Genomic DNA, 12,491 nt, shown 5'->3' on the forward strand with positions numbered 1-12,491 from the left:
ACACGGGGACGCCGAAAGGCGTTCGCGGGCCAGCGAGGGGGAAGCAATGAGCGCTATTGGCGAACTCTCAACGATGACCCGTCGCAAGGGCCCTATGACCAAGGAAGAGAAGAAAGCGAACGGCCGCGACAACAAGGCTGCCTACGTATTCCTCCTCCCGTGGCTGATTGGCCTGGCAGTCATCACTGTGGGACCCATGCTGATGTCGTTGTACCTGTCCTTCACGGACTACAACCTCCTGCAGCCTCCGGAGTGGGTGGGCCTGGATAACTTCGTCCGGATGTTCGGCGATGCCCGCCTCCACAACTCCCTGCGCGTCACCTTCACATATGTGCTGGTAGGTGTTCCCCTCCAGTTGGCTGTGGCCCTCCTGATTGCCTTGGTCCTGGACAAGGGACTGCGCGGACTGCCGTTCTACCGGTCCATCTTCTACTTGCCGTCGCTCCTGGGCGGCTCCGTTGCTGTTGCCATCCTCTGGAAGCAGATCTTCGGCACCACCGGTCTGGTGAACCAAGTGCTGGCGATGGTGGGCATTGAAGGACCGGGGTGGATTTCCGACCCCAACACGGCCCTTGGCTCCATCATCCTGTTGCACGTCTGGACTTTCGGCAGCCCGATGATCATCTTCCTGGCCGGTCTCCGCCAGATCCCCAACATGTACTACGAGGCAGCCGAAGTTGACGGCGCCACCACCCTGCAGAAGTTCTGGCGGATCACGCTCCCCATGCTGAGCCCCATCATCTTCTTCAACCTGGTGCTTCAGATCATCGGTTCGTTCCAGTCGTTCACCCAGGCGTTCATCGTCTCCGGTGGCAACGGCGGCCCGTCGGACTCCACCATGTTCTTCACGTTGTACCTGTACCAAAAGGGCTTCGGCCAGTTCGACATGGGTTACGCCTCAGCGATGGCCTGGTTCCTGCTGGTCATCATCGGTGTCTTCACTGCCATCAACTTCATCGCTTCAAAGTATTGGGTGTTCTACGATGACTAAACTCCAGACCCTCCCCGCAGCCGAATCCTCCCGGGCCGGCAAACCTGCCAAGAGCCCGCGACGCCGAGAATCCAGGGGATCGTTGGCCTTCAGTCGGAGCGCCCGCATCAAGGGGCTCGTCAAGCACGCCATCCTGATCCTCGTAGGCGGCGTCATGATCTACCCGCTGCTGTGGATGGTGGTTTCCTCCCTGCGGCCCAACGACCTCATCTTCCGTGAACCGGGCCTCTGGCTCAACAACCTGGAAATGAGCAACTACACCGACGGTTGGTCTGCGCTGACCCATCCGTTCGGGCATTACATGATCAACTCGGCGATTGTGGTCATTGGTTCGATCGTGGGCAACCTGATCTCCTGCTCCATGGCTGCCTACGCCTTCGCCCGCCTTCAGTTCAGCGGCAAGAAAGTGTTCTTCGGCGTCATGCTGCTGACCATCATGCTGCCGTTCCACGTGGTGATCGTGCCGCAGTACATCCTGTTCTCACAGATCGGTTGGGTGAACACGTTCTGGCCGCTGATCGTACCCAAGCTCCTGGCCACGGATGCGTTCTTCGTCTTCCTCATGGTCCAGTTCATCCGCGGTATTCCGAAGGAACTTGATGAGGCCGCACGCATTGACGGTGCAGGCCACCCCAGAATCTTCCTCCGCGTCATCCTGCCACTGATGGTTCCGGCCTTGGCCACCACGACGATCTTCACGTTCATCTGGACCTGGAACGACTTCTTCGGTGCGCTTATCTACTTGACGGACCCGGACATGTTCACGGTCCCCGTGGCCCTCCGTGCCTTCGTCGACTCACAGTCGGCCACCAGCTGGGGCTCGCTGTTCGCGATGTCCATCGTGTCGCTGTTCCCCGTGTTCCTCGTCTTCCTGTTCGGCCAGAGGTTCCTGATTAAAGGCATCGCAACCACCGGCATCAAGTAGACATTGGGCGCACTCTCCATGGGGAGGCTGCTTCTTGAGTTGAGAGGGGCCGGTTCGCGCCGGCCCCTCTTGGCGGCCACCTTGCACAACTAATACAAGCCAGCATCTTGTAATACAAGATTGTGACTTGTAGCATAAAACCCACCCGAGAAAACGTTTTCTCATTCGCATCAGGATCAAAGAAGATCGGAGACAACAGTGCCGGTATTTCCCAAGGGCAAAGCAGTCGCCCTCGCAGGAGCCACGGAGGCCCGCGCATCGGAACCCAAGGCCAAGCGGTCCACTCGCAGGCTTCGCGCCACGGCCATCATCGCGGCCACGGCAGCAGCTGTACTGGCGCTCAGCGCTTGTGGCGGGGGAGCAGAGCAGAAGAGTGCCGACGGCAAGGTCGAGCTCCGCTTCTCCTGGTGGGGTGGCGACAAGCGTGCCCAGGTGACCCAGGCGGCCATCGCGGCTTTCGAAGCAGAAAACCCCAACATCAAGATCAAGGCAGAGTACGGCGACTGGAGCGGGTACTGGGACAAGCTGGCCACCCAGGTAGCTGCCAACGACGCCCCGGATATCATCCAGATGGACGAGAAATACATCACCGAATACTCCACCCGTGGTGCCCTCCTGGACCTGTCGAAGTATCAGATTGATACGTCCAAGCTTGACGAAGCGGCGCTGGATGCCGGTAAGGGCGAGAAGGGCCTGACGGGCATCGCCGCCGGTATCAACGCGGCAACGATCCTGGCCAACCCGGCTGTATTCAAGGCCGCCGGCGTTGCTATCCCGGATGACAAGACCTGGACTTGGGATGACTTCGAACGCATCTCCGCGGAGGTCACGGAAAAGTCGCCCAAGGGAACGTACGGCGCTGCTGCCTACGGCACCGACGAGGCATCCCTGGGCGTCTGGCTGCGCCAGAATGGCAAGTCGCTCTATACCGAGGACGGCAAGCTCGGCTTCGAGCCCTCCGACATTGCTCAGTGGTGGGCATTCCTGAAGGAACTGAGCGAGAAGAAGGCAGTTCCGTCAGCTTCCGAGGTTGTTGAAGCCGAAGCCGCACCGCTGGACCAGAGCGGGCTGGCGACAGGCAAGAACGGCTTGGCCTTCTGGTGGTCCAACCAGCTTCCGGCGCTTGAAAAGGCCGCGGGCGGCGAACTGCAGATCCTCCGTTTCCCCTCCAAGACGGGCAAGGCTTCCGACGCCAAGCTCTGGTACAAGGCTTCCCAGTTCTGGTCGGCCTCCGCGCGGACCAAGCACCCTGAAGAGACCGCCAAGTTCATCGACTTCCTGACCAACAACGTCAAGGCCGGCGAAGCCCTCCTGGCAGACCGCGGCGTTTACCCGAACTCCGACGTCCGCGATGCCATCGCTCCGAAGCTCGCCAAGGCGGATGTGAAGGTTGTCGACTTCATTTCCCAGATCAAGGAAGAACTTGGCGATGCCCCCGCAGCACCCCCGAAGGGTGCCGGAGCCATCCAGGAAATCGTCAAGCGGTACACCTCGGAAGTCCTGTTCAACAGGCTCTCAACTGAGGAAGCCGGCAAGAAAGCCGTGGACGAAATGAAGTCCGCGATCAGCTAGGTTCCAAGTACCACAAACCGCGTCCCGGGCGAATCATTCGTGATCCGCCCGGGGCGCGGTTTTTGCGTGTGCGTCAGTCTTCCGCGATGACGGCCACAGCTCCGGCCCGAACCACGCCACTGAAGCGGACGCCGCTCAGCAGTTCGTCGCCGTCGGACTTAACCGTCACGTCCTCCTTGCCGTGGTTGATGGCGAACAGAAAGCTGCTGCCGTCCTCGGCGCGCCGACGCGTGAGTTCGACGCCGGCCGAAGCTTCAATCACGGACGTCACCCCCGCGTCCTCCAGTAGGCTGACGGTCAACGCGTCGATGCCGTCGGAGTCGGGAAGGGTGGCGAGGTACCAGGCCGAACCCGAACCGACGGGCCGACGCGTCACGGCCGGGACGCCGTCGAGCGGGTAGTCGGTGAACGTCGCCAGCACCTCCGCCCCCTGTCCCGCGGACTCAGCCACGTGCACGTGCTCGCTCCACAGGGTCCCGACGGTTCCGTCGCTGAGGGTGACCGAATCGCCCGGGAAGAGCGGGTGGAATTCTTCGCTGCGGATCCCCAGGAGCTCACGGAAGGCGCCGGGGTAGCCGCCCAGGCGAACGTGGTCCCGCTCGTCAACGATGCCGCTGAAGTAGCTGACCAAAACTGTGGCACCACCGTCCGCGGCCGCCGCGATCGAGGCAGCCGCGGCGTCGGTCACGGCGTAGAGGGTGCAGACCAGGATGAGGTCGTACCCTGAGAAATCGGCGGAAGGGTGCACGAAATCCGCGGTCACGCCACGCAGGTACAGGGCGCGGTGGAAGGCGCGCATCGCGTCGAGGTATTGCAGGGACTGGCTCGGATGCGAGTCCAGTTCCGAAGCCCACCAGGCCTCGTAGTCGAACACCATTGCAACGCGCGATTCCACCCGGGAGCCCTTGATCGGCCGGAGCTTGGACAAGGCCTCGCCGAGTTCCACCACGTTGCGCCACACCTGTGTGTCCCGGCCGCCGTGAGGAACCATGGCCGAGTGGAACTTCTCCGAGCCGGCCTTGCTTTGCCGCCACTGGAAGAACATGACGGCATCGGCGCCGCGGGCCACGTACGTGAGCGAGTTGCGGAGCATTTCGCCGGGCATCTTGGGCTGGTTGTGCGGCTGCCAGTTGACGGCCGACGTCGAGTGTTCCATGAGGATCCACGGCTCGCCGCCCGCCACGCCACGGGTGAGGTCGGCGCTGAAGGCAAGCTCGATCTCCCGTTCCGGATCGGCCGCCACGAGGTAGTGGTCGTTGGCGATCACGTCCATGTCCTTGGACCAATGGAAGTAGTCCAGGGCTTTGGTGGCGCTCGAAACCATGAAGTTGGTTGTGGCCGGAATGTTGGGAGTGACCTCCCGGATCACGGCCAGCAGTTCGCGGTAGTAGTCGATGAAGGCCCAGGAATTGAACCGCGCAAAGTCCAGTTGCTGTCCCGGGTTGAGCGTGGTGGGCGCGGCGCCTGGCGGGATGATTTCCTCGAATGACGCGTAGTGCTGGGACCAGAAAGCCGTACCCCAGGCTTCGTTGAGTGTCTCAATGGAGCCGTAGCGGTTTTCCAGCCAGCGGCGGAAAGCCGCGGCGTCCTCTTCGCCGTGGAACTCGCCAACGTGGCAGCCAAGTTCGTTGTCCACATGCCACAGTGCCAAGGCGGGGTGGTTCTTGTACCGTTCCGCGATGACCCGCGTCATGGTGGTGGCGTACCGGCGGTACACGGACGACGACGGCGTGTAGTGCCGCCGCGAGCCCCGTTCCAGCCGGGTGCCTTCTGCCGTGACGGGCAGGATTTCGGGGTACTTGCGGGCCAGCCAAGCCGGTGGCGATGCGGTGGCCGTAGCGAGCGCCACCTTGATTCCGGCTCCGTGGAGATTGTCCAGGGCGTCGTCCAGCCAGCCGAAATCGTAGTTTCCCTCGGTGGGTTCCAGGAGGCCCCAGGAGAAGATGGCCACACTCAGCAGGTTGACGCCTGCTTCCTTCATGAGCTCGATATCTTCGAGCCGGATGTCTTCCGGCCACTGTTCGGGGTTGTAGTCGCCTCCATAAGCGAGGCCGTCAACGCTGTTCCAGACGGACGGAATGCGTGGGATTTCGGGGGAGGTCAAGGAGACTCCTTCGTCGGTGTGGCCGTACATGGCAACTGCTGGTACTTGAGGTGCAGCCCTCGTGAACCGGAGAATGCGTTCTTTGGAAAACGCTTGCCCAGATTCCCGAATAGGGATATTGTATCGATTCAGAACGAGTGTAAGCGAGATCACTGCCACGTTGTAGACATCCCGGAAGCTTGCACCAACTGAGCAAGGAGGCTCTCATGATCGATAGAAGGAAATTCCTCACCACCGTGGCCCTGGGCACGGCATCGGCCGCGTTCCTCTCCGCCTGCGGACAGTCCTCGTCGCCGGCGCAGACCGGTTCGGCGGACAACCCCGTCACCATCAACTACACCTGGTGGGGCAACGATGACCGCGCGGAACGTACCCGCAAGGCAATCGCCCTCTTTGAGTCCAAGAACCCGGACGTCAAGGTCAACGGCAACTTCACCGACTTCGCCGGGTACTGGCAGAAGCGCGCCACCGAGGCCGCGGGCGGCGGCTTGCCGGACGTCATGCAGTGGGACCTTTCCTACCTGCGGGACTACGGCCAGCGGAACCAGCTCCTGGATCTTGGCACCGTGAAGATCAACACTGACGCCTTCGACAAATCCCTCCTTCCCTCGGGCCAGATCAAGGGCAAGACGTTCGGCATCCCCACCAGCACCAACGCCTTCGCCGTCTACTACGACCCCGCCAAGCTCGCTTCCCTGGGCATTGCGGAGCCGGACGGCAGCTGGAACTACAAGGAATTCAACGCCTTCCTCGCGGAGGTCGGCTCCAAGGGCAACGGCACCCTCTTCGGCGGCACCGACTACACCGGTATCTGGTGGAACTTCAACATCTGGCTGCGTCAGAACAACATCCAGGCGTTCACCGATGACGGCAAGCTCGGTTTCTCGAAGGATGACCTCAAGAAGTGGTGGAACCTCAGCGCGGATCTGCGCGGAACAGGCGCAATCGTTGGCGAGGACAAGACCACCCAGCTGCTGCCCAAGTCCCCGTTCGGCTCCAACGTCACGGCAACCGAGGTCACGTGGGACAACTTCATGGCCGGCTACCTCGCGGACAGCGGCGCCAAGGAACTCAAGCTCGTACCGGTTCCCTCCGACGATCCCGACAACCTGGGCCTCTTCCTGAAGCCTTCCATGCTGATGGTGGCAAGCGCCAAGACCAAGTACAAGGATGCTGCCGCACGGTTCATTGATTTCATGGTCAACGATCCCGAGGTCGGCCAGATCTTCAAGACTTCCCGCGGCGTCCCGGCCTCGAAGACCCAGCGCGACGGCACCACGTTCGAGGGTACGGACAAGCTGGTGGTGGATTACGAGAAGTCCATTGAGAAGTACCTCAAGGACGCTCCCGAGCCGCCTATCGTCGGTTTCGGCACGCTTGAATCGTCCTTCAAACGGATCAGCTCCGAGCTCAACTACGGCAAGCTCACCATCGACGGCGCCGCAGATGCGTGGTTCAAGGAAGCCGAAGACCTTATCAAGCAGAACGCCTGATCCAGGCTTCACAACTGACGGATGAACTCGTGACTCAAATACCATCCCTGAGCAGGCGTTCCCAGACGTCCGCTCCCTCGCAGCCGCGCAAGTCGCGCCGGCGAGGGGCGGACACCCGCGCCGGCTACACCTTCCTGCTGCCCTGGTTGCTGGGATTCATCGCCCTGACCGTGGGCCCGATGATTTCCTCGCTGTACCTGTCCTTCACCAACTACAACCTCTTCGAAGCGCCGAAGTGGATCGGCCTGGATAACTACACAACGCTTTTCCAGGATGAACGCTTCCTGCAGTCCGTGGGCGTGACCCTGAACTACGTGGTCTTCGGAACCCCGCTGAAGCTTGCGGCCGCATTGGCGATCGCGATGCTGCTCAACAGCAAGCGAAAGGGCCAGGGCTTCTACCGCTCAGCGTTCTACGCTCCGTCCCTGATCGGAGCGTCCGTGTCCATCGCCATCGTCTGGAAGGCCATGTTCAGCGACTCCGGTCCCGTTGACCAGGGCCTGTCCTTCTTCGGCATCAACCTTGGCGGCTGGGTGGGCAACCCGTCCATGACCATGGGCATGATGATCCTGCTGACCGTCTGGCAGTTCGGTGCCCCGATGGTCATCTTCCTGGCCGGCCTCAAGCAGATCCCGGCGGACCTTTATGAAGCGGCCTCCATGGATGGCGCCGGTCCGGTCCGTAAATTCTTCAACATCACGTGGCCGATGCTTTCGCCGGTGATTTTCTTCAACCTGCTGATGGAAACCATCCACGCGTTCCAGATCTTCGCCTCGGCCTACATCATCTCCAACGGTGAAGGCGGCCCGGCCGGGTCCACCCTCTTCTACACGCTCTACCTCTACCTGCGTGGCTTCAGCGACTTCCGGATGGGTTACGCCTCGGCGATGGCCTGGCTCCTGGTGGTGGTGGTCGGCATCATCACGCTGATTTTCTTCAAGACCTCCAAATCCTGGGTCCACTACAGCGGTGATGCGAAATGACAACTACGGCAACCCCCACACAGTCCACTCCTGCCACTCCGGCCCCGGCCTACAACCCGAAGTCCGAGTCCGGCTTGTCCAAGCGCATCAAGAGCACCATCTTCCACATCGTGGCCCTGGCCCTCGTGGCGATGGTCCTTTACCCGGCCGTTTGGATGATTGCCTCGTCCTTCAAACCAAACTCCGAGATCGGCGGATCCAACACAGCGCTGTGGTCGGACAACTTCAGCTTTGATAACTTCGCCACTGCCATGGATGGAATCGGCGGGGTGTCCACGCTGACGTTCTTCACCAACTCCCTGATCCTGGCAGTCGGAGCCGTGGTGGGCACCATCCTCTCAGCGAGTGTTTCGGCCTACGCTTTCGCAAGGATCAACTTCCCCGGCAGGGGACTGTTCTTCGGCATGATGATCGCTACCTTGCTGCTGCCTTTCCACGTGGTGATCATCCCGCAGTACATCGTGTTCCAGCAGTTGGGCCTGGTAGACACGTACGTGCCGTTGCTGATCGGCAAATTCCTGGCCGCCGATGCGTTCTTCGTGTTCCTGATGGTTCAGTTCATGCGGAACCTCCCCGCAGAATTGGACGAGGCCGCCCGCATCGACGGTGCCGGGCACGTGCGGATTTTCGGGTCCATCATGCTCCCGTTGATGAAGCCGGCCCTGATCTCCACCTCGATCTTCTCCTTCATCTGGAGCTGGAACGACTTCCTGGGTCCGCTGCTCTACCTGAACACCCCCGAAAAGTACCCGCTGCCACTGGCACTGCGCCTCTTCGTGGACCAGACCCAGAGTTCGGACTACGGAGCCATGATCGCCATGTCCGTCCTGGCACTCCTGCCCGTACTGGTGTTCTTCCTGGTCTTCCAGCGATACATCGTCGAAGGCGTTTCGACCCAGGGCCTCAAGGGCTGACGGACACGGAAGAGAACACTGAAAAATGAGCACTATGGATGCCACAGGCAAGTCGTCGCCGAAGCCCGGGATTCCGGTCAACCGCTTTGCCCTCTTCTCCGAGACCATCCTGGCGGGAGTCATCGTGCTCCTCCTGTCCATCCCGTTAGTGACGGCGCCGGCTGCCTATGCTGCCGGCGTCGCCCACCTGGAACGGCACCTCAGCGGAAGGGACGATTCCCTCCGAAGCCTGTGGGGGAATTTCCGACGCGCCCTGCCGGGCAGTTGGAGGATTGGAATCACGACGGCGGTAGCCGCCGTCGTGATGGTCCTTAACCTCCTGCTCGCACTGGTGGGTCAGCTGCCGGGCCGGGCGGCCATCCTTCCGGCCACCTTGGTTCTGGCCGCGGCCGGAGCGGTGCTGCTGCTGCGGATCGCGGCAGGCTGGAGCGGCGGAGTGACGTGGAACGGCGACGCCGGCCCGGAACATTCCGAAGTTCCGGGCCCTCAACGCTGGGCTGCGGCGTACGCCAGCGCCAAGGCCGACTCGCTGCGTGACTGGAGCGGTTCGCTGCTGCTGCTGGCGGCCGTTTTCATGACAGTTGTGTTCGTCTGGATGCTTCAGGCGCTGTTCGTCATTGTTCCCGGCACGTTGGTCCTGGCCGCTGCGGCCGTCAAGCTCAGGGCCGCCAACAGGGCCGCCAACAGGGCCCAAAACTAGCACTTACCCTCAACCCCTGAATCGAGCAGTCCACCCCCGTGTCGCCGCGCCCGTTCCCACAGCGCCCTTCTGACCAGCGCCCTTCTGACCAGTCCCCAAAGTCGTCTTCCGCTCCGCGGGACCGCTCCACGGAGACCTGGCACTACCCGCTTCGCCACCATAACTACCGAATCTTCGTGGCCCTCTCGCTCGTTGGGAGCGGCGGTGTATGGATGCAACGGCTGGCCCAGGACTGGCTGGTTCTTCAGCTCACAGGCAGCCCTGCGGCCGTGGGCGTCGCTGTTGCGCTCCAGTTCCTGCCGATGCTGGTAGTGGGTCCCATCAGCGGCGTGTTGGTTGACGTGTTTCCCAAGCGCCGCATTCTCCTCATCTGTCAGTCCGTGGCCGCACTGCTGGCTGCAGGCCTTGCAGTGTGGAATGCGATGGGCGGCACAGATGTCTGGGTGGTCTACGCTTCCTGCATTGCCCTGGGTATCACCAGCGCCATCGACGGCCCTGCGCGGCAGGTCTTTGTCAACGAGGTTGTTGGTGATGCCGGCCTGCCCGCAGCCATCGGGCTGAACAGTGCGGTGGGCCAGCTCGGGGCCATGGCCGGCCCCGCCCTCGCCGGCGTGGTGATTGCGCAGGCCGGTCCTGCCGCAGCGTTTGCGGCCAACGCGGGCCTTGGCGTGGCGGTGCTGGTGATGATCGTATCCATCAGGCCAAACGAGCTTCATCATGCCCCGAATGACCTCGGTCCCGCTGCGCGCCGGGGCAAGATCCTGGCGGGATTCCGTTTTGTCCGCGCCCGTCCTCCGCTGCTGCTGACCATGTTGCTGGCTGGCCTGTTGGGAGCGTTCGGCATGAACGGACCCGTGGTCCTCGCAGCCTTCGCTGACCGGGTGTGGCACAGCGGACCTGCGGGATTCGGCCTGTTCAACACCGTCAGCGCCGTGGGCGCGTTGGCGGGCGCACTGCTGGCTACCAGGATCAAACGCTTCGGACGCAAGGGGATCGTTGCCAGCGCCGGCCTCTTCGGGCTTTCCCAGCTGGTGGCTGCGCTCATGCCCACCCAGGAATGGTTCGTGGCGATGCTGGTGGTGGTCGGCTTCATGACCCTCCTGTTCCTGACGAGTGCCGCCACCACCGTCCAACTGGAGGCCGGAGCAAGTGTGCGCGGACGGGTCCTGGCCCTCTACTTCCCGCTGCTCCTGGGCGGACATGCGCTGGGCGGCCTTCTCGCGGGTTGGCTCACGGAAGAGTTCGGCGTGCGGACGGGCCTGGTGGTCACAGGGGCGCTGGGCATGGCATCGGCGGCTGTGATTGGAGTTCTGTTGTGGACATACTCCAAGAGGCAGAGGAGCCGGTCGCTTGGGAGTAATTGAGCGCTTTTGTTATAAGTGATAGCTCAATCAAACAAAAAGTCCCTTGACGGGTGACGCAGCGCACACCTAGGCTGAGAAAGCGTTTTCTCCCCGGTGGCGCACGACTCAGATAAGGACGTTTGATGTCTATTCGAGCACGGAAAAACCTAGGCGCTAAAGTCGCCGCAGCAGCGGTCGCAGTAGCTATCACCATGACAGGGTGCAGCGGTGGTTCACAGCAAGCATCCTCGGACGGAACGGTTACCCTTCGCTTCAGCTGGTGGGGTTCGGATGTCCGGCACAAGATGACCCAGAAACTCATCGATGCCTTTGAGGCAAAGAACCCGAACATCAAAATTGAAGGCGAATACGGCGATTGGTCAGGCTATTGGGACAAGCTCGCCACCCAGGTTGCATCGCAGGACGCCCCGGATATCATCCAGATGGACGCCGCCTACCTCGGAGAGTATGCCGACCGCGGCGCACTGCTTGAGCTGAAAGACGTGGATCTGGCCAAGTTCGACCAAGCGGTTGCCGATGCCGGAAAGGTGGAGGGAAAGCAGTACGCCATCACCGCAGGCGTCAATGCCCAGGTGGTGCTGTCCAACCCCGCGCTGGTTGCCGCCAGCGGAGTCGCCCTCCCGGACGACAAATCATGGACCTGGGACGACTACAACAAGACCGCAGCCGCCATAACGGAGAAGAGCAAGAGCGGCGTGTACGGCTCCGGCGCCGTCAGTGGCGATGCACCCATGAACCTCTGGTTCCGGCAGCACGGCAAATCACTGTTCACCCCTGACGGCAAACTCGGCTTTGACGAGGGAGACCTCAAAGGGTGGTACGAATACCAGGCAGAGCTTCGCGATTCGAAGGCAGTGCCCCCGGCTTCCGTCATGACCGAAGACGTCACGGCCTCCGTGGATCAGCAGGGCCTTGCCACCAACAGGTTCGTTTTGGCCTGGTACTGGTCAAACCAATTGGGAGCGCTCAGCAAGGCCTCGGGCCAGGCCTTGGAAATCCACCGTCCGCCGAGCACCGACGGCACCGCCGCTGGCGCGGAGCAGTTCTATAAGTCATCCCAGTTCTGGTCAGCCAGTTCCCGGACCAAGCACCCGGCCGAGGTCCAAAAGTTCATCGATTTCCTCTCCAACAGTGTTGAAGCAGGCGAAATTGCGCTGGCAGACAGGGGGATCCCGGGCAACTCCGAGGTCAGGGCGGCAGTGCTTCCCAAGCTGACGCCCGAAGACGCGGCAACGGCCAAGTTCATCGACGAAATCTCCTCAGAGCTTGGCGATGCCGTGCCTGTTCCGCCGGCAGGTTCGAGCTCGGCCGTTGAAGCATTCGGACGCTACGCGATGGAAGTCCACTTCAACCGCATGTCACCCGCCGACGCCGCCAAGAAGGCGATCGACGAGGCCAAGAGCGCGCTGAGCTAGCCCTCCCGCGCTAGCCCCCGCCGAGATGAC

At 62.0% G+C, this 12,491-nt stretch carries 10 protein-coding genes; 9 read left to right on the forward strand and 1 reads right to left on the reverse strand.

Translation table 11 applies throughout. The features are described 5' to 3' along the window. Positions 1 to 46 precede the first annotated feature (46 nt). From ACFRJ9_RS15060 to ACFRJ9_RS15070, 3 genes are all read left to right on the forward strand, one after another. Entirely contained in the window at positions 47 to 991 is a 945-nt protein-coding gene (locus ACFRJ9_RS15060; RefSeq protein WP_377669420.1) for a carbohydrate ABC transporter permease, read from the forward strand. Then, positions 984 to 1,916 (forward strand): carbohydrate ABC transporter permease, encoded by a 933-nt coding sequence (locus ACFRJ9_RS15065; protein ID WP_377669422.1) that lies wholly within the window; start codon positions 984 to 986, stop codon positions 1,914 to 1,916. Before ACFRJ9_RS15060 ends, ACFRJ9_RS15065 begins: the two co-directional genes overlap by 8 nt. Positions 1,917 to 2,114: 198 nt before the next feature. Next, positions 2,115 to 3,488, forward strand: a complete 1,374-nt coding sequence (locus ACFRJ9_RS15070; protein WP_377669425.1) for an ABC transporter substrate-binding protein — start codon at positions 2,115 to 2,117, stop codon at positions 3,486 to 3,488. A 73-nt stretch (positions 3,489 to 3,561) separates the two neighbouring features. Here the strand turns inward: ACFRJ9_RS15070 and ACFRJ9_RS15075 are convergent, their stop codons facing one another. After that, the gene (locus ACFRJ9_RS15075) at positions 3,562 to 5,592 is read right to left on the reverse strand and encodes a beta-galactosidase (protein ID WP_377669427.1); all 2,031 of its coding nucleotides are present in this window, start codon (positions 5,590 to 5,592) and stop codon (positions 3,562 to 3,564) included. Positions 5,593 to 5,798: 206 nt separating this feature from the next. Between ACFRJ9_RS15075 and ACFRJ9_RS15080 the strand changes: the two genes are divergently transcribed. The 6 genes from ACFRJ9_RS15080 (at position 5,799) to ACFRJ9_RS15105 (ending at position 12,461) form a co-directional block, all read left to right on the forward strand. Further along, on the forward strand, positions 5,799 to 7,085 hold the full coding sequence (locus tag ACFRJ9_RS15080; protein ID WP_377669430.1) for an ABC transporter substrate-binding protein: 1,287 nt from the start codon (positions 5,799 to 5,801) through the stop codon (positions 7,083 to 7,085). A gap of 29 nt (positions 7,086 to 7,114) precedes the next feature. Then, positions 7,115 to 8,068: a carbohydrate ABC transporter permease gene (locus tag ACFRJ9_RS15085; RefSeq protein ID WP_377669433.1), complete on the forward strand. Its 954-nt coding sequence runs from the start codon at positions 7,115 to 7,117 to the stop codon at positions 8,066 to 8,068. Beyond that, positions 8,065 to 8,982, forward strand: coding sequence for a carbohydrate ABC transporter permease (locus ACFRJ9_RS15090; protein ID WP_377669435.1), 918 nt, complete (start codon positions 8,065 to 8,067; stop codon positions 8,980 to 8,982). Before ACFRJ9_RS15085 ends, ACFRJ9_RS15090 begins: the two co-directional genes overlap by 4 nt. A gap of 25 nt (positions 8,983 to 9,007) precedes the next feature. Then, on the forward strand, positions 9,008 to 9,682 hold the full coding sequence (locus tag ACFRJ9_RS15095) for a Poxvirus protein I5 (RefSeq protein WP_377669437.1): 675 nt from the start codon (positions 9,008 to 9,010) through the stop codon (positions 9,680 to 9,682). Between the two features lie 38 nt (positions 9,683 to 9,720). Beyond that, positions 9,721 to 11,046, forward strand: a complete 1,326-nt coding sequence (locus ACFRJ9_RS15100) for an MFS transporter (RefSeq protein WP_377669439.1) — start codon at positions 9,721 to 9,723, stop codon at positions 11,044 to 11,046. 122 nt (positions 11,047 to 11,168) lie between these two features. Next, positions 11,169 to 12,461, forward strand: coding sequence for an ABC transporter substrate-binding protein (locus ACFRJ9_RS15105; protein WP_377669441.1), 1,293 nt, complete (start codon positions 11,169 to 11,171; stop codon positions 12,459 to 12,461). Positions 12,462 to 12,491: the final 30 nt, after the last annotated feature.

The sequence above is a fragment of the Paenarthrobacter sp. NPDC056912 genome, assembly GCF_042786555.1.
Lineage (GTDB): Bacteria > Actinomycetota > Actinomycetes > Actinomycetales > Micrococcaceae > Arthrobacter.